Below are 19,614 nucleotides of genomic sequence, written 5' to 3'. Positions count from 1 at the left end.
ATTTTCTTGAAGCAAGATAGTATTGCAATTGACTATAGTCCATGCTAAAATATTTAGAGTTGTGAGTCTTAACGATGATCCGTATATGCTTTACAGGAGGTGAATGTAATGCCTAACATTAAATCCGCAGTAAAACGTGTAAAAACTAACGAAAAACGTCGTGCTCTGAACGCTGCACAAAAGTCCGCTCTGCGTACTAGCGTGAAAGCTGCAGATACTGCACTTGTGAATACTGATGTTGAAGCTGCAAAAACTGCTGTTGCTGCTGCTTCCAAAAGCCTTGATAAAGCTGTAACTAAAGGCCATATCCACAAAAACGCGGCTGCTCGTAAAAAATCCCGTTTGGCTAAGAAATTGAACGCAATTTCCAGCCAAGCCTAAGCTTGATTAATATAAACCCCTGATCGGTTCGCCGGTCAGGGGTTTATTGTTATATCCGGATATCCTTTTACGGTGGGCTGGATCACCAAACAGGCATGCAAAAAAAGCCCGGAGACCTCTCTCTGTATATCCTCTGCTTGATGATTGAAGCCTTTTACAGGCCACTGATCTCAGCAGGGCTATTTGTTTGAGAGGGTCTCTCGGGCTTTGGAAGCTGCCTATTCAGGCACCCAGCCGCAGCAGGAACATTTCCAGTCCCAGTACTTTGTCGATCGCCCCTGTCTTCATCTGGTAATCCAGACGGGCCAGATGGGCCACGATCGAGCGAAGCTTCTGGCTGTCAAATTTGCGAGCCTGTTCACCGGCAATTTTGACAGCGTATGGATGCAGACCGAGCTGGGAAGCGATCTGCTGCTGGGAATAATTCTGACCGGATAATTCCTTGACCTGCAGCATAATACGGAACTGGCGGGCAATCAGAGCCGCGATCTTGATCGGCTCTTCCCGCTGCTTGAGCAGATCATAAAAGATAGTCAGCGCCTGTTCCAGACGTACCGCAGCGATCTGCTCCACCAGCATGAATACATTTTGCTCCGTACTGCGGGCGACCAGCTGGTGTACATTATCGACGGTAATCGTACCGCCTCGACCTGCATGCAGACAGAGTTTGTCCATTTCTGCCGATAAAATACCCAGTCCGGTGCCGGCAGATTGTACCAGCGCTTCGGCCGCCGCAGTCGAACATTCACATTCCTGCTTTTTGGCATGGCGGATCAGCCAGTGAAGCAGCTCTTCGGCTCCCATCGGCTGGAATGGCAGCACACAGGCATGATTTTTGATCGCTTTGACGATTTTTTTGCGTTCATCCAATTTCTCGCCATTTACCCAGAACAGCAAAATGGAATATTCGGCAGGCTCTTCCATATAACGCAGTAGCGATTCGACCCGGTGTTCCAGCTTGCTGTTATCCTTGCCTGCGGTCAGTACCGAGGAATCCCTGATAATGATCAGCTTGCGCGGCACCATAAAAGGAATCTCTTCTGCCTCTTCCACGACCGTCTCCAGAGCCGTCTCGGACAGATCATAATGAGCAAGCGCAAAGTCCCGATGTTCCGGCTCGATGAGCTGGTTGGTGGCAAAATCGATAAATTCCTTGATCCGGTATTTCTCCGCTCCATAGCATACATAAATCGCGGCGGGTTTATTATTTTGAATGTCTTTACTGGCTGTCTTCAGATCCATATTCCGTTCCTCCTGAGTTCAATATAAGTATTGTAACGGAAAAAGGAACAGACGACAAAGGACTTCCTGCTTTTTCTCGCAGAAAGTCCTTTGTTTCAGCATTGTACTATATTTTATCTACAGGATGCTTTACCCCGTATCCTGCCTGTATACCAGCACGGCAGGATCACAGGTCATTCTAACCTTTTTATCTCTCTTGTTAATCGTTACCGATACTGATTTTGTACGTTTTGCTTATGCCGCTTTCGTTGACCTGATAGGTAAATGTCTTGCCATCTTCCGACCATCTGCCGCTGATCAGGGTTCCTTTCAACGAAATGGAAGAAACAACGGTACGTCCATTTACATTATCTTCCGCTAGACTATCCAGTCGCAAAATATTATCTGTCGTTAGTACGACGGTATATTCTGCGCCAGGAGCCTTCCATTCCTGCTCCTGCTTCGGTGCGTTCACACCGGAAGGCAGCAGGGAACGTTCTGTACTCTTGCTGTCCAGTGTAGGCGCATCAGCCGGCGGAGCATCCGCTTTTGGTGCTGCATTGCCGGATGCTTCCGGATCAGGCGTAGTGCTTTCCTGAGACATAATCGAAGGTGCATTATCAGCGTTCGACTTGCTGTCCGCTGCGCTCTTCTTGTCCTGGGAAGCCTCATTGTTCACAGTACCCGAACCTGTATCAGCGGACGGAGTCGTTTTGCCGCTGTCCGGTGAACTGGATTTCGAGCTGGAAGACGCTTCCGGGTTCGAAGCAGGCTGCTGCTGTGAGCTGCTGCTTGACGAACCTGAATCCCCATTGTCCCCTGAAGGGATTCCGCCACGGTTGCCCGATGCAGGAGGCTGCTCCTCACGCGTATCCGATGTACGGGTACTTTCCCGGGTAGTCACGTCACTTTTCGGCTCTTTTGAAGCCGAAGGTGTATTCGTGCTTTCCCCTGCAGAAGGTGTATTGGATGAAGTCTCAGGTTCCTTGGTATCCTTGCCATTGGATGGTTCCTGACTTCCGGTGGACGGCTGATCTGATTCCGGCGGATCCACATTGCTTTCTGTATCCGGTGGTGAGGTGATACTGCCTGTTTCTGGCTGGGCTTCTTCCTGCTGCGCACTGTAAGGCACAGGTTGTGGGCCAGCTTCACTGAGTGTCTTCGGTTCATAGCTGGCGATCGATACGCCCAGTACCACGCCGGCAGCAACAATACCACCGATCGTACGTACCGGCAGGCGTTCACGCCAGGTGCGACGCTGGCGACGGCGATCTGCCAATTCATCCTGATCGTCCTGCTGCGGTTCCATAATACCGATCTCGGAAGCACTTTCCGTGCGCCGTTCTTCATCCAGCAGATCGAGCTGTGGCAGAATGGCATCTACCAGACTGTACTTTGGTGTGACATCAGGTAACTTTTCCAGGCGTAACGATAAAGCCGTCATAATCCGGAATGTCTCTGCCGCTTCTGGATTCTCATCCATATAACGGAACAAGGCTTTTGTATCTTCCCCATTCAGGTCACCGTCCAAATAGCGGCTCATCCACTCTTCCGCTACTTCACGTTTCATCCAATCATTCCTCCTTTCTCATAATCTGCTAGCAGATTCTGTAATTGTTGCCGGGCTCGAAACAGATACGACTTTACTGTATTCAAAGGTAAATCCAGACAATCCGCGATTTCATTATAGGATAGATCCTGTATATACCGAAGCACGATAACCGTACGGTGATGCTCCGGCAGTTGATTGATCGCTTCTCTCACGTCCTTGGACGTATAAGCACGCATCACTTCGTGTTCCACATCGTCATGACCTTCGAACACCATTTCGTGTTCTTCAATGGAAACAGTAGGTTTGCTGCGTCTGAATTTATCAATACAAATATTCGTCACGATTCGCTGCACCCAGGTCTTGAATTGTGCTTTTTCTTCGTAGGAACCGATTTTGGTGTAAATACGGATCAGTGCCTCTTGAGCCGCATCCAGAGCATCCTGTTCATTGTTCAAAATGTAGTAAGCTGTTTTGTACACATGATGTTCTATCTCTCTTAATAGGGTGATTAGAGCATCTCGGTCTCCCTCTTGGGCGGCCTTGATGAGTCCCTGCTCCACCACGGAGGATCCCCCTCTCCTTACAACCCCTAGACGCATAACCCCGTCTAATTGTTGCAGTACTTTTAAAATAATTTCAATTTATTGATTCATCCCGGATGGTACTGATGAATGGCTTTGTAAACACTTACCCTATGTAGGAATCATTCGAATCCGGGCCATTTCCAGATCACTTTCAGAGCGGATTTGGAGCGATTTTAGCGGCGATGCGGACGAGAGCTGTATTCAGGATACCAAAATCCGCTCTATTCGTCATCTTCTGACCGATAACTTTAAAATCCCGCAGCATTTTCCGCTGCGGGTCCGGCTAATTTGGTCGGTAGATGAGTAGTAAAGACGGCGGCTCGGAAATGAATGTGATCTGCCGCTATTTCGATGGGGTATCATCCTGCAGCAGTGTACGGCGGGAAAGCAGGCCATCTGCATTTACCCTTATCTGCACTTCGCCGTTCAGATCGGTCCGGGCCACATCCGAGCCGGCTGCATGAATCCGCTCCAGTACTTCTGCGGTCGGATGGCCGTATGTATTGTACTGACCAACCGAGATGACAGACAATGTCGGCTGCCAATACTGAAGCCACTCTGCCGAGGTGGATGTTTTGCTGCCGTGATGGCCTATTTTGAGCACATCTACAGGCATAGGAATAGACTGGTCGGAAAATGTCTGTGAATTCTGCAGTTGTGGATTTGGCTGCGGATTCTGCCTGGAAGCCAGCTCATACAAAATTCCCTTTTCCTCTGTTTGATCGGCATCACCGGTGAATAAAAAACGGCGTGAATTCATCGTTAGCAAAAAGACCACAGAGTAATGATTCTGTTCTTCTTTGCGCGGAAGCGGATTTACAGCAGACACAAGGGGATGCGACAAGGAAGACTGCAGGGCTGCGGCGGCAGGATCAGTCTCTTTTGCGTTATCGGTATTTAGATCAGAAGTAACCGCTATTGGTGACAGAAAGGCAAGTTCTGTCTGATTATCCGGCTGCAGCTTCATTCCCGGCGAAGAGCCATATACCGGTACCTGCCTGTTCAGCAGTGTCCGCATCAGCTCATCCAACCCACTGCCCTTGGGCATCGTTCCATTAAATATAAACCGGCGAATCGGTATCTGCTCTGCTACCGCCAGCAGGCCACCTGCATGGTCATGATCACCGTGTGTCAGAATGACTGCGTCGAGCTGATGAATTCCTCTTTGCTTGAGCAGCGGTACGAGCAGCTTGGCTCCGATCTCATAAGGATCTTTGCGCCTGCGCCATTCCTGCCCTTTTTGCTCAAAATTCATCGTACCTCCGCCATCGACCAGAATGTGCTTTCCACCGGGTGTAGTAATCAGAATGCTATCGCCCTGTCCTACATCCAGATACTGAACGACACCGTCTCCATGCTGCAATGGACTCTCATAGCCGTAAATGAGCATGGAAATCAGCAGACACGGAGCGAGCATGATCACGAGCAGTCGACGGCGCAGCCAGGGAGAGCCTACATTCTTGAAAAAGACCACCCTTGTAATCACAGCAGACAGGACTGCCAAGAGGAGCACCTTCCCTGGAAAAACGGTCATCCAGTGCTGTTCCAGCCGGCTTGGATACAGTGAACCTTTGCGATCAGCATCGGATACATAGCAGAATTTTGCGTGGAAAAGTCCATTCATACCTACAGACATCGCTTGAACTGATCCTGTGCCGAAAAGGCCTTTCCCATGAGGTGCTTTCCTACCGCCCATTATACTGGAATTCCGATACTTTGCAGGCAGCGGAGCGGTAGCCTGCGTCTCCTCACCGTCATATACAACAGCCCCTGGATGGACTGCATTTGATGTGGAGAAACCGTCCTGCTCCTGCTTCCACTGTATCAGGTCCCGGCCGGATCGAAGCAGCAGATACAGCGCACCATAATAAATAAGTATCCAGCCAAGCGATGGAGAGTGCCAGATCGTCAGCATAAATGGCAGTCCATCCAGCCATTCCATAATCCGAAAAGATCCTATATTGATCCACGACACCATACTGCCAATCCATACCGCGGCCTGCAGCCATATATAGCTGAGTACCAGCGCTATGGAACCTATCGGCAGTACAATCAGACTGGATACAGGTACCAGTACCAGATTGGCCGCAAATGATAACAGCGAAAACTGGTTAAAATAATAAATCGTTAGTGGAAATGAAATCATCTGTGCGACCAGCGTCACTGTCAGTGCTCCAGCCAGCCGGGAAGGCAGCTTTTGCAGCAAGGGCTGCATCAAAGGCACATACAAAATCAATCCTGCCGTCACAACAAAGGAAAGTTGAAAGCTTATATTGAGCAGAAAATACGGCTCATACAGGAGCATACCCCAGCAGGCAGCACACAAAATATGCAGCCCGTCCTTGAGCATTCCCCGGCTTGCCGCATAGAGTGCAATCATTCCCATAATACCGGCCCGAATCGCAGACGGTGAAGCCCCGGTGAGCAGTACATAGACGGGAAGCAGCAGCATGACTACCAGACAGGCTCTTTCACGTGTCAGACCTATTTTGCGGAGCAGCCAGAGCAGGATGCCGGTATAGATCGCTACATGCAGGCCGGAGATGGCCAGAATATGCGTCAGTCCCAGCCGGGAAAAAGAAGCGAACTGCTGCGGATCGATATCATTGGCATCGCCAATGAGCAGTCCTTTCATATAACCCTGATCTTCGGTATGGAAAATCTGTCCGATCCGGCTGCCAAGCATTTGCCGGGTATCGTCATTCCAGCGCAGCAGCTGCCATCGCCATGAAGCAGGACCGGTAACATGAATATTGGAAGGCTGAAGTGTGGAGGCCCCTTCGGCTTTGATCATCCAGTGAATGTACTGGGTCCGCAAATACTGACGGTAATCAAAAGTATCGAAATTGCGAGCTTCTCCAGGGAGTTTCCAGGTCCCTCGGACTGTTATACGGTCGCCGCGCTTCCATACTGCTGCCTGCTGCAGCTCCTGACGTGCAGCCAGCTTGAGCTGTACGATTACCGTCTCCAACTCCTGCTCCTGCTGTGGCTTTGCTTTCTCTGATTGTGATAGTCGATACAGTTTCATTCGGAAACTGACGCGGTCTCCATCCGTCTCCGGCAGGCTGGTAATCACTCCTTCTGCATAAACAGGCTGTTCATTTATCTGCTCCGGTGACTGCTGCAGCAGCGCCGGCAGCATGCTGATGTTATGTCTGTCGTTCCAGTGCCAGTATACCGCAGCGCAGGTCACTGTCAGTGCAAGGATCAGTACCACACGTCTGTGATCCGGCAAAAAAATAAATAGCGCCGCCGCGATCAGCGATAGTCCGAGCATTCCCCATCCAAAACCGCCATTTTGCAAAACAGCTGCAAACATGCTGCCGGTCACCCAGGCTGCGCACAATGCAACCAGTGGTCTTGTTTTCATCGTTTCTCCTTTGCTTTTCAAATTTGGCGAATCTGCTCCTCATGTGTCTCCATCACACAGGAAGAATAGAGAAAACGGATCTTTTCCATAGATATCCGCAAAAAAGAACCATTATCTTACCAGCGGGATGACAGGCATCCGGCGGATCTGATAATGGTTCTTCCATTAACGGTGACTTCTTCTATTCTCCTGTGCGATGAGAAATAACAGAGGGTGCAGACATGTATCTGCACGGCATATATTCAATCAATCGATAATTACCGTCTGCTGCGGCGGCTCATAGGCCTGCAGCTGACGGAATACAATTCCCTTTTGACGCATCATTTCATGTACTTTGCGAGTATCCTTGGGATATGCACGGTGATAGACCACTTCGACAATACCGCTGTTGGCCAGCATATTGGCGCAGGTCCAGCAGGGTTCATCCGTTACATATACAGTAGAACCTTCGCGGTCTGCACGGTCTGTAAACAGCAGCAGATTCTGCTCGGCATGGATCGTACGAATGCAGCGCTGTTTTTTTACCATCGTCTCGACACCGCCGGATATCACCAGTTCGACCTCTTCCGAGATCATGCAGCCCGCTTCCGAGCAGTCCGGCACACCCATTGGTGCTCCGTTATAGGCGGTACCGAGCAGCTTTTTGCCCTGTACGAGTACGGAACCGACATGACGGCGCGGACAGCGTGAACGTGTCGATACCATATGTGCAATATCCATAAAGTACGTATCCCAGTCTTTACGCATCCTGGTCTTCCCCCTTAACCATCTAAAGCCTTGCGTATGGCAGCAGTTTGGCGAGCATTTTGCTGCCGATCCCTTTGACATTATCCAGTTCGCTTACACTCCGAAAAGGACCGTGTGCATTACGGTAATCGATAATAGCCTGTGCCTTCTTTTCCCCAATGCCGGGCAGTTCAGTCAGTTCGGTCAGACCGGCCTGATTGATACTGATTCTGCCGGACGTATCCTCTGCAGTGGTTGTACTGATCGATGACTCGGCCGCAGATTCTGCTACCCGATCAGATGACTGGCCAGATATGGGCTGTGATCCTTTACCGGATTGGACAGTACCTGCATCTTCGGATCGTCCGGGTGAGTGAGCGGCTGTACCGGTATCGGAACCGAGCACAGCTGCTGCATGCTCACCTGTCCTCTCAAGAGAGGACGCAGCAGATTGACCTGAATCCGGCTGGCTGTCCGGCTTCGTTTGTGTGGATACCGGCTGGACCGTCGCTGTCTGCGGAGCAGGGATTTCCGCATTCTGCCTGGCATCGGCAGAATACGTCTTTCCTTTTCCATGATCGATCTGAGCGTTCTCTGCCAGTGAAGCTTCGGTTCTCTCATTCAGTACAGTCCAGGGTGTCCCTTCATCCGCAGGCTGCCCTGCACCAAAACAAATCAGACTGACTCCAAGTAGAGCCGACACGGCTGCTATCCATATCATATTACGTTTCATACCTGCACCTCTGTTTGTCGGGACCCGGTATATTACCGGTATCCCGGTAATTGGTCTCCCATCGCATAGGAGGTAAATAATAAGAAGCTCAATACTCAAATCGATTATTCATTGTCCAACAATAGTCTAAATTAGTTGGCTACGATATTAACCAGTTTGCCCGGCACAGCAATAATCTTGCGAACCGTCTTGCCTTCGATCGCCTGTTTGACCGCATCGAGGGACAGGGCGAATTCTTCCATCGCTTTGGCATCCATGTCTTTGGCAACGTTGACGCGCTGCACGATTTTACCGGTAATCTGGATAACGATTTCCACTTCGGATTCGGTTGTCCAGGCTTCGTCATGCTTCGGCCATTCCACATAGGTGATACTGCCGCTGTGACCGAGACGAGACCACAGTTCTTCGGCAATATGCGGTGCCAGCGGAGACAGCAGCTGAACGAAGTTCTCCATTGCCTGACGAGGCAGCTCGTCGGTTTTGTAAGCTTCATTGATAAAGATCATCAGCTGGCTGATCGCCGTATTGAAGCGCAGATTCTCCATATCTTCGGTCACTTTTTTGATCGTTTTGTGCCATGTGCGCTTGAAATTGTCATCGCCACCGTTGTCGACAATTTTGGAACTGATAGTGCCTTCTTCATTAATAAACAGACGCCATACCCGTGCCAGGAAGCGGTGCATGCCTTCTACGCCATTTTCGTTCCACGGCTTGGTCGCTTCCAGAGGACCCATGAACATTTCGTACAGACGCAGCGTGTCCGCACCGTATTCGTTGACGATATCATCCGGGTTAATGACGTTACCGCGGGATTTGCTCATTTTCTCATTGTTGGTACCGAGGATCATGCCCTGGTTAACCAGCTTCTGGAAAGGCTCCTTGGTGTTAACTACGCCGATATCGTACAGCACTTTGTGCCAGAAACGCGCATACAGCAGATGCAGTACAGCGTGCTCGGCGCCGCCGATATACAGATCCACCGGCATCCAGAAATCCAGTTTCTCCTTGGAGCACAGTTCATCATTGTTTTTCGGATCGATATAACGCAGGTAGTACCAGCAGCTGCCGGCCCACTGCGGCATCGTGTTGGTCTCACGGCGTGCTTTCATGCCTGTCTCCGGATCGATCGTGTTTACCCAGTCGGTTGCATTGGCCAGCGGCGATTCGCCTGTACCGGACGGCTTGATCTCTTCCAGATCCGGCAGCAGCAGTGGCAGACTGTCTTCCGGTACCGGCTTGATGGTTCCGTCTTCCAGATGCAGAATTGGAATCGGCTCTCCCCAGTAACGCTGGCGGCTGAACAGCCAGTCACGCAGACGATACGTCGTTTTGCCTTCACCTTTGCCGTTTTCCTCCAGCCACTGAATCATGGTGGAGATCGCTTCTTCCATTTGCATGCCATTCAGCATACCGGAGTTTACGTGTTCGCCTTCACCGGTATAGGCTTCTTTGGTGACATCGCCGCCGGCAACCACTTCGATGATCGGCAGTTCGAACTTCTGAGCGAATTCCCAGTCGCGTGTATCATGAGCCGGTACAGCCATGATTGCACCTGTACCATAGGCAGCCAGCACATAATCGGCGATCCAGATTGGCAGTTTCTCGCCATTCGCCGGATTCACTGCATAGGCGCCTGTGAATACACCGCTCTTGTCCTTGTTGAGGTCGGTACGCTCCAGATCACTTTTGTGGGAAGCTTTTTCCTGGTAAGCTTTGACTGCTTCCTGCTGCTCCGCTGTTGTGACTTTCTCTACCAGCGGATGCTCAGGAGCCAGCACACAGTAAGTTGCCCCAAACAGTGTATCCGGGCGTGTTGTGAACACGCGGATTTCTTCTTCTGTATTTTCTACCTGGAAAGTAACTTCCGCACCTTTGGATTTGCCGATCCAGTTGCGCTGCATATCCTTGATGCTTTCCGCCCAGTCCAGCTCATCCAGATCTTCAAGCAGACGATCTGCATACTCGGTGATTTTCAGCATCCATTGACGCATCGGGCGACGGATGACCGGATGGCCACCGCGCTCACTTTTACCATCGATGACTTCTTCATTTGCCAGTACCGTGCCCAGTGCAGGACACCAGTTGACCGGAATCTCGGCGATATAAGCCAGACCTTTGTTATACAGCTGGATAAAGATCCACTGTGTCCATTTGTAATAATCCGGATCGGTCGTGCTGATCTCACGGTCCCAATCATAAGAGAAGCCCAGGGACTTGATCTGACGGCGGAAATTATTGATATTCTGAATCGTAAATTCACGCGGATGACCGCCGTTGTCAATCGCATACTGCTCAGCAGGCAGGCCGAACGCATCCCAGCCCATTGGATGCAGTACATTGTAACCCTGCATGCGCTTGTAGCGGGAAACGATATCTGTCGCCGTGTAACCTTCCGGATGGCCTACATGCAGACCGGCGCCGGATGGATACGGGAACATGTCCATCGCATAGAATTTCGGTTTGCCCGGGTCCTCGGTCGTTTTGAATGTTTTGTGCTCATCCCAGTAGCCCTGCCACTTGGGTTCGAGTTCCTGCGGACGGTAGCCCGGCTGGGAAGTGTGTACTTCTGTCATAGTATTTCCTCCTTGTAGTATAAAAATGGCTGCTCCGGTGATGCCCTTCTCCTGATAATGCATTCTGTTATTCGTCCGGACGACACAGCATTCACGTCCGAAAGCAACAAAAAACCTCCCGTCTCCAGCGTATATATCGCTAGGGACGAGAGGTTAGATCTCGCGGTACCACCCTAGTTAGCGAACAGGTATGCTTCACCATTCACTCACTTAGTTTCCTGATAACGGCAGGAAGCCGATGCGTTTCAGAATCTGCGGTTATGATATCCGGTAGTGATCCGGCTGCATTCCGTTATTCCTGACGCATATCTCCAAGGCGAGTTCACACCAGCATCATATCGGCTTGCACCAGCCGCCGACTCTCTATGTAATGCTTGCTGATATTACTATTCCTTTTCACTGAGCATTAACTATGAACCGATCAGCATAAAGCTACCCGGTTATAACAATGGTTTTATTGTAAAAAAGTTAATCGTTAAAGTCAATGAAAGAAATTACCGAGCATTACCCAATTGTTTTGCACTGTGGATTAATGGGCTTGGATAGTTCAACGTCCTCCTTCTCTTCCGGTATATTCAAAGACAGAATGGACCGGTCGATTTGAGTAACTGCAGGAAGTTGACGCAGACGAGGATGAAGCAGCCATACTACAGCTATAAAAAAGATTCCGCCACCTGCCGCCGCGAGCAGCAGCGAAGGCTGCATACGCGTGGCAAAATATCCTCCCAGCAGGGAGCCGATCGGCATTGCAATTACACTGATACTCGTCATCACCGAATTGACCCTGCCCAGCAGATGATTGGGAATAACCGATTGAAAAATGCCTGCGAACATCACATTGACCATACCGATAAAAATCCATGCGATTCCAAACAGCACAATTGAAACAGCCGGCAGGGTAACCATGGCTGATATGGTCCAGCATACGGCACCTATAGTAAAACATACGATAATCAGCTTCCCCATCCGGTATTTGCTGCAAGACGCACCTGCCAAAGCCCCAATCAGTGAACCGGCCGACATCGCCGCCAGCAACAATCCGTAGCTCTCTGCCCCGCCTATGTAATCTGCAAATGCAGGCAGTACTGCCATCGAACAACCGATAGCAAAATTCGCCACCACAAGTCCGATCAGAAAAAAGCGCAGCAGGGAATGAAAAACAATCGAAAAGCCTTTTTGCAAATCGGATATATATATTTTAAAAGAGTAGGAGGCAGCCACTGCTGCAGGTTCTTTTTGCAGAAGACCCGGCTGATAAAGCTTCAGCATGGCAAAACAGATGGCGGCGGCAATAAAAGTAACCGAATCCATCCAGTACAATGCAATAGCTCCTACCAGATTCACCATTACACCAGCCAGCGCATTGAACACCAGATCAATTCCCTGGTAAGCAAATGCCATCAGGGAGTTTCCTTTGACCAGTTGGTCCTTGGTCAACACCAGCGGCAGCATCTTGGTCTGCACCGGATAGGCAAACTCTGCAATAATGGCAAGCAACGGCATAACAATCAATATCAATTGCACGCTCAGCAGATCCAGCATGTAGGCAGCCGGAATGATCAGGATCAGTACTGCCTGCAGCAGCTGGGTAGTGATCAGGGTCTTTTTGACATTCCATCTGTCCACGAGTGGTCCGGTCAGAAATTGAAGCGTCTTGGGCAGCAAAATCAGAAAGCCTGCCAGTCCCGTGTAAAATGTGCTGCCGCTCAACTGGTAGACCAGCCACATGGAAGCTACATAATAAATGCTGTCACCGATATTGGTAACCATACGTCCTGTAAACAGAGATAAAAAATTAAGGTTGCTGAATAATGATTTCATTAGGTGCATCTCCTCATCCCATGCTGAACAATCTCGCCAAACGGTATACGTCTCAATGAACTGCCGAACTTTGCATAATGTGGTTTGGCAGCGACGGGTATACAGACGGATCCATGTTGGCTCCGGTCAGTACAATACCGATATGGCGCCAGTGCCGGGGCAGATCGGCGAACAGCAGGGCTGCGATAACGACAGCCGACGTGGGTTCAATCGCCAGGTCCAGACGGGTATGTGCCAACTCCAATGCGTATTCAATCTGCTGCTCGGTTACAGTTACAATATCTTCAAGCTGCTCCTGCATAATACGGAAAGGCAATTTTTCAATATGACTGTGGCAAAGCCCATCCGCCAGGGTCTGCGGTGTATCGATAGTCACAATCCGGCCCGCTTTTATGGAAAGGCTGGCGTCATTGGCTGCGGCAGGCTCTACCCCGATAATGCGGATATTTGGATGGACATGATGTGCTGCCAGCGCTACACCCGATGCGAGCCCTCCCCCTCCTACCGGAACGATAATCGCATCCAGTACAGGCTCATCCACATCGGACAGCATTTCCAAAGCGATGGTTCCCGCTCCTGCCATAATCAATGGATGATTGGCGGAAGGAATCATGCACAGCTGATATTCTTCCGCTATCCCCTTTACTACCTCTTCCCTGTTCTGCAGCATCCGATTAAAGGACACCACTTCAGCTCCCTGATGAAGAATGGTTTTCCTTTTGTACAAAGAAGCATCTTCTGCCATGCAAACTGTCGCCGGAATCCCCATGCGGCCAGCAATCGAGGATACCGCTATGCCATGATTGCCCGATGAGCCTGCAATTACTCCTCTATACTGTGAACGATCCAGAGAAGCGAGAAAATTGAAAGCGCCGCGGTATTTGAATGAACCGGTGTACTGATTGAATTCGGGTTTGAGCCATACATTTTTTCCTGTTAACCGATTCAACAGTTCACTGGTCTGAACAGGTGTCTCTTTCGTATGCCGATGCAGCACGCTCTGTGCTGCCTGAATCTGAGCCACTGTAAACTCCATGCTGATTCCTCTTTTCAAAATATTAATAGACGAAGGCACTTATTGTTCAGACCATAATGCATCCAGAGCTGCAGCCAGTTCACGAACTGTCGAATGTTCAAATAAAAGCCGGATACTCAAGCTCTGTTCCAATATTTGTTCCAGAGCGGCAATAACCTGAATCGCGAGCAGAGAATGTCCACCGATTGAAAAGAAAGAATCATGCATGCTTATTCGGGATATACCGAGTACATCCTGCCATATTTCAGCAACCACTTCTTCCATTTCGCTCTGAGGAGCAGCATACTCTGCACTCTCAAAATAACCGTGAGGAATATCAGGCAGCAGATGCGTGTTGATCTTGCCATTGGTTGTCATATGGAAGCTATCCACCCGCAGCAGGGCAGATGGAATCATGTAATCCGGAAGCACCGATTTCAAATACGCATTCAACTCCATCAGCACGACCGGCTCCCCGGCTGTAAAGTAGGCGGCGAGAAATGGCTGTTGATCTGCCGAATACCGTAACCGAACCACAGCTTCCCGAATTCCAGAATGGCGCCTTACCGTCTCTTCAATTTCTCCGAGTTCAATCCGGTACCCACGCAGCTTCACCTGATGATCCAGCCGTTCCAGATAACTGATCGTTCCATCGGGCAGCCACTTCACCCGGTCGCCGGTGCGGTAAAGTACTTCCTCATCAAGATGCGGAGAGCGAACAAATCGACTGGCTGTTAATTCATCGCGCTGCCAGTAACCGGAGGCAAGGCCTGCTCCGCCAATGTAAAGTTCACCCGGCACATTTACAGGTACCTGACGTCCATACGGATCCAACACGTATACGCTGGAGTTACTAATAGGTCGACCAATCGGAATCGAATACTGTGTATCCGGCACCAGATCATTTAATTCATATGTCAGTGCAAAGGTTGTACTTTCGGTAGGCCCGTAGCCGTTTAACAAATGAAGCGGTTTACCATGCCGGATCACTTCATTCATCCATTTGGGATGGCAAGCTTCTCCGCCGACAAGCAGTGTATCCAGCTTTTCAAAAGCGGACGGAACCTGCTGCACAATCTGATTGAAAAGCGTCACTGTAACAAACATAAAGGAAATGCTTCGCTCCTTGATCCATGCACTGAATGCAGGAGGAGACAGCACCGTATCCTGCGGCATAATGTGGAGGCAGGCTCCATTCAAGAGGGCTCCCCACAGTTCAAATGTAATGGCATCAAAAGAAGCATTGGCAATCTGCGCCACCTGATGGCCCGGCTGAATATCCACATAATTTGTGTTTTGAACCAGTCGGATAATCCCCTCATGGCGGATACATACACCTTTGGGAGTGCCTGTAGAACCGGATGTATAGATAATATAGGCTAGATCATTTGCCGATCCGATAGGTAATGGTATGGAATCCAACCCGGAACGATCTGATTCATCCGCACCGACAGCAGCCTGATTTCCAGCCGGATTATCGATGTCCATAATCAATAACTGGTCCGTATACTTATGCAGAAAAGATACTGCTTTTCTTTCTGCAAAAATGGCCTGCGGCTGTACATCTTCAAGAATATAGGCGAGCCTCGATTCCGGCAGGGAAGGATCGAGCGGTATATACACGGCTCCGGCTTTTAATACCGCGAGTACGGCAACAACAAACGAAGCGGAGCGTTCCAGACAAACGGCCACTCGCTGGCCCGCTTGTACTCCATGCTGCAGCAGCCGGAGTGCCTCCCGATCTGACAGATTTTCAAGCTCCTGGTAGGACAATATCCGGTTTTCTTCATGTACAGCCGGCCAATCGGGATATAACACAGCCTGCCGGCGAAACAGCTCCTGGACCGATCCGGAATGAATATCGGATTGAGTCCGGTTAACCTCCGAGAACATCAACGTCTCATCCGGTGTTAAGACATTGATTTCACCAAGCGTAATATGAGGGTCATTCAGTACCTGTGCCACCAGCTGTTCAAAATGTCTGCCCATACGGGCAATCGTATCCGCACAAAACAGCTCTGTATTGTACTGCCATTCCGCCGTAAACCGATCTGTCTGTTCGCTCATGAATAGAGACAGATCGTATTTGGCGGTATGATTTTCGACTTCCAGCCATTCCGACTGCAGACCATGCAGATCCACATTATCGTCCGAAGAATAGTTCTGCATGGAAAAGAGTGTACGGAAAATGGGAGAACCGCTCGTACTGCGATCCGGCGCCAATTGTTCCACCAGTTTCTCAAACGGGATATCCTGATGTTCATATGCTTGCAGGCAAAGCTTTTTAATATTTTGTACATGGTCTGCAAAAGAATACGCCGGATCAACCAGACTGCGAATCACAAGCGTATTTACAAACATGCCGATTATATTTTCCAGTTCTCCATGGTGCCTGCCGGCCACCGGTATTCCTACCAGGATGTCTTCCTGGGCACTGTATATGGCGAGAAGTGCCTTATACGCAGCCAGAAAGAACATATGCGGTGTGACTCCATGGTGCAGACAGAACGCATTTACCTGTCGGCTGTGTTCTGCAGACAGATCCAGCACATGCTGACGCCCCCTGAATGTCTGTATCGCCGGAGGCAAATAGTCTGTCGGAAGTTCCAATACAGGCAGGGCCCCGGACAACTGCTTTGACCAGTACGATAACTGATGATCCCATTGGCCGGATTCCAGCTGCCGATGCTGCCAGCAGGCATAATCCGCATATTGTATACGCAGTGATTCTTCCCCGATCTGTGCTGTTCCGGTAACCAGTTGGTTGTAATGCTGTGTCCACTCTCTGATCCATATTTGCTGGGACCAGCCATCGAATATCATATGATGCAGGCAGATCAGCAGTACGAATTCAGTATCGGATAGCTCCAGTAAAGCAATTTTGAACAAAGGACCTTGTTGTAATGAAAACTCATGGCTTAACCATTGCTCAGCCATACGGTGTACAAATGATTCCCGCTCGCCGTCCTTCTCGGCTATATAAGGTATCGTTTCTATCCATCCGTTCAGGGATTCTCCAATTTGGAGTTCGGCAGCTTCTCCATGATCTGCAATGCTTGCTCTTAAAATATGATGTTTTCTGAGCATATGAACAATGGACTTGAACAGCACTTCCTTATCCAGACTCCCATGCAGCCGCATAAACAGCGGGATATTATACACACTTTTGTCTTCCAGGAATTTGTCCAGGAACCACAATCGCTGCTGACTGAAAGATAGCGGTATACGCTGTCCTGCCGGTACCTTTGGAATCGAATACCCGGTTGATCCTGTGCGACTCAGTAACTGCTGCAGCAGCTGGTTTTTGCTTTCGGATAAAAGTACAGCCTGTCCGGACATGGAGCTCATTCACGGTTCCCCCTTAATGTGTCAACATATTCATTGCATCTTCGTCTGACATGGCGTTCAATGTCTGCATGACGGATTCTTCTAGGCGCACAGCCATTTGTTCCAATACAGGACATTCAAAAATCAGACTTAATGGAATCGGCATTTGCAGCTGCTGCTGTAACCTTGAAGCTACCTGCGCAGCGATCAAGGAATGTCCCCCCAGTTCAAAGAAGTGATCATGTCGGCCGACTCGTTCCAACTGAAGCACCTGCTGCCAGATATGAGCAACCAATTCTTCAAACGGATTTTGCGGCGGTACAAAGGATTGTTCCCGCAGACTGCTGTCCGGTTCAGGCAATGCCTGAGCATCGACTTTGCCATTGGCATTCAAAGGAAATTGTTCCAGCTCCACAATGGCATAGGGCACCATATAAGCCGGCAGTTCATTCTTGAGTATGGAAATCAGTTCACTGTGAACCAGCTTGCCGGAGGAATCCGAATGCGGGATCAGATACGCAACCAACCGTTTGTCCGAATGAACTTCTCTGGCAGTCACTCTCACATCCCGTACAAGTCCGGTTTTGCGAATGATCGATTCAATTTCACCAATTTCAATACGATATCCTCTGATCTTGACCTGATAATCCCTGCGTCCCAGGAACTCCATATGTCCTGCAAATGAGCAGCGTACCAGATCGCCGGTTCTGTACAGCAGACCTTCATCAATATGCGGCAGGGATACGAACTTCTCAGCAGTAAGCGCAGGCTGACGATAATACCCTTGCGATACGGATGGGCCACCCAGGTACAATTCACCGGATACACCATGTGGTACCGGCTGCTGATGAGCATCCAGAATATAGGCACGAATATGAGGCAGCGGGCGGCCAATGGGTACAATCTCCCCTTCCAGCACCGTTGCGGGGCCAAGTTCAAAATAAAGATTATCCACAGTCACTTCTGTAACTCCGTAGGAATTAATGAAGGTAACCTGCTCATGGAACAAGTGACGAAGGTCTGCGAAGTCTTTGGCATACCATGTATCTGCTCCTGAAACGATCAACTGCAGCTCCGGCAACCGCTTATGCTGCTCCTTCATATAGGAAGCCAGCTTTTTCAAAACAGCAGGTACAAATTCACCAAACTGTACCTGCTGCGAGTACAATAATTGGTACAGATCAGGCATATTAATCAGTGTATGGCGATCACACAAAATCAATGTGCCACCCGAACAAAGACTTCGAACCATGTCCTGGATAAAGACATCAAAAGCAATGCTCGCCAGCTGCACGTAGCGTTTCACTTTGTCCGTATGATAGGCCTTTTTCCAGGACGGACAGGCATAAGCCAGATTGCGGTGATTAATCGGGATTCCTTTCGGCTTGCCGGTCGTACCTGATGTATAAATGATGTAGGCTTTATCTTCCGGCTGACGTGCGGTATTTACAAAAACGGCATCCATCGCCATCATATCCGCCCAAAGGCTGTCCACTTCCAGCAGCTCCATACTCTTCGTTCCGACCAGCTGATGATTCTGCTGTACAAAAACAGCCTGTAAATCTACATCTTCCATCATGTATTGAGTCCGCTGCACAGGATGCTGAGGGTCCAGAGGAACGAAAATATGACCGGCTTTCATAATACCCAGTACGATAGGGATCACTTTCCAATCTTTATTCATATAGACGCCGATCGCTGACTGTGCAGGATAGGTACGTTCGGCAAGATAACCGGCAATTTGGCTGGCATACGTGGTCAGTTCACTATAAGTAACTGTGGTCCGGTCGAATACAATAGCCGCTGCGCCAGACTGGCGGCCTGCCAGCTGATCGATATAATCATAGAAAAACATATGCTCAGGCTGTGCGAGCGGGCTGGACGCCGGGTGGGCTGAATCGCCCGTGTTCACGCTGACATGATGAATCGGCAAATGAAATACCTGTTGATCGAATCGCTCAACAATTCCGTATAAAAGAGACAACCAGTGATCCGCCAATTCATTCATCATCGTCTCACCAAACAGATCGAGACGGTACTGCAGTTCACATTTAACACTGTTTTTCTGCTCAACCACATGAATCGAAAGATCAAATTTGGATACTTTATTTTCCAGTTCGATCGGGATCATATCCATCCCTTCAGCAAGAGATATATGCTGCTCGTCATCGAATTCGGAAGAGAACATGACCTGAAATACCGGATGGTGATTCAATTGCCGCTCCGGCTGGACCGCCTCGACAACCCGCTCAAAGGACACTTCCTGGTGGGCGTAAGCTCCCAGGCACTTCTCCTTGACCTGATGGACATA

12 protein-coding genes and 1 other annotated feature are annotated in these 19,614 nt (G+C 49.7%); of the genes, 1 reads left to right on the top strand and 11 read right to left on the bottom strand.

Going from position 1 to position 19,614, the window contains the following annotated elements; translation table 11 throughout:
* Positions 1 to 108 precede the first annotated feature (108 nt).
* A complete protein-coding gene (gene rpsT / locus WH45_RS12105; protein WP_046214690.1) occupies positions 109 to 381 on the top strand; it encodes a 30S ribosomal protein S20 in 273 nt (90 codons plus the stop codon).
* A 222-nt stretch (positions 382 to 603) separates the two neighbouring features.
* On the opposite strand, the gene holA is transcribed toward rpsT, so the two are convergent.
* From holA to WH45_RS12050, 11 genes are all read right to left on the bottom strand, one after another.
* A complete protein-coding gene (holA, locus tag WH45_RS12100) occupies positions 604 to 1,623 on the bottom strand; it encodes a DNA polymerase III subunit delta (protein ID WP_046214689.1) in 1,020 nt (339 codons plus the stop codon).
* Positions 1,624 to 1,822: 199 nt separating this feature from the next.
* The gene (locus tag WH45_RS12095; RefSeq protein WP_046214688.1) at positions 1,823 to 3,172 is read right to left on the bottom strand and encodes an anti-sigma factor family protein; all 1,350 of its coding nucleotides are present in this window, start codon (positions 3,170 to 3,172) and stop codon (positions 1,823 to 1,825) included.
* The gene (locus WH45_RS12090; RefSeq protein WP_017811864.1) at positions 3,169 to 3,717 is read right to left on the bottom strand and encodes an RNA polymerase sigma factor; all 549 of its coding nucleotides are present in this window, start codon (positions 3,715 to 3,717) and stop codon (positions 3,169 to 3,171) included. The genes WH45_RS12095 and WH45_RS12090 overlap by 4 nt, the downstream gene beginning before the upstream one ends.
* A 364-nt stretch (positions 3,718 to 4,081) precedes the next feature.
* Positions 4,082 to 7,108, bottom strand: a complete 3,027-nt coding sequence (locus WH45_RS12085; RefSeq protein ID WP_046214687.1) for a ComEC/Rec2 family competence protein — start codon at positions 7,106 to 7,108, stop codon at positions 4,082 to 4,084.
* A gap of 246 nt (positions 7,109 to 7,354) precedes the next feature.
* Complete coding sequence (locus tag WH45_RS12080) at positions 7,355 to 7,855, bottom strand: deoxycytidylate deaminase (RefSeq protein WP_046214686.1); 501 nt, start codon at positions 7,853 to 7,855, stop codon at positions 7,355 to 7,357.
* A 22-nt stretch (positions 7,856 to 7,877) separates the two neighbouring features.
* Positions 7,878 to 8,567 (bottom strand): ComEA family DNA-binding protein, encoded by a 690-nt coding sequence (locus tag WH45_RS22865; RefSeq protein ID WP_052723756.1) that lies wholly within the window; start codon positions 8,565 to 8,567, stop codon positions 7,878 to 7,880.
* A 131-nt stretch (positions 8,568 to 8,698) separates the two neighbouring features.
* Entirely contained in the window at positions 8,699 to 11,140 is a 2,442-nt protein-coding gene (leuS, locus tag WH45_RS12070; RefSeq protein ID WP_046214685.1) for a leucine--tRNA ligase, read from the bottom strand.
* Between the two features lie 138 nt (positions 11,141 to 11,278).
* Positions 11,279 to 11,549, bottom strand: a binding site (T-box leader).
* 95 nt (positions 11,550 to 11,644) lie between these two features.
* A complete protein-coding gene (locus WH45_RS12065; RefSeq protein ID WP_082096762.1) occupies positions 11,645 to 12,961 on the bottom strand; it encodes an MFS transporter in 1,317 nt (438 codons plus the stop codon).
* A 52-nt stretch (positions 12,962 to 13,013) separates the two neighbouring features.
* Positions 13,014 to 13,997, bottom strand: a complete 984-nt coding sequence (locus WH45_RS12060; RefSeq protein WP_046214684.1) for a threonine ammonia-lyase — start codon at positions 13,995 to 13,997, stop codon at positions 13,014 to 13,016.
* A 39-nt stretch (positions 13,998 to 14,036) separates the two neighbouring features.
* On the bottom strand, positions 14,037 to 17,324 hold the full coding sequence (locus tag WH45_RS12055) for a non-ribosomal peptide synthetase (protein WP_046214683.1): 3,288 nt from the start codon (positions 17,322 to 17,324) through the stop codon (positions 14,037 to 14,039).
* A gap of 13 nt (positions 17,325 to 17,337) precedes the next feature.
* Positions 17,338 to 19,614 (bottom strand): non-ribosomal peptide synthetase (locus WH45_RS12050; protein WP_046214682.1); only part of this gene is annotated, 2,277 nt, incomplete at its 5' end.

Source organism: Paenibacillus wulumuqiensis, assembly GCF_000971965.1.
GTDB classification, from domain to species: Bacteria; Bacillota; Bacilli; order Paenibacillales; family Paenibacillaceae; genus Saccharibacillus; species Saccharibacillus wulumuqiensis.
Note: the sequence above shows the minus strand (reverse complement) of the source record. Positions and strands in the feature narration are given on the sequence as shown.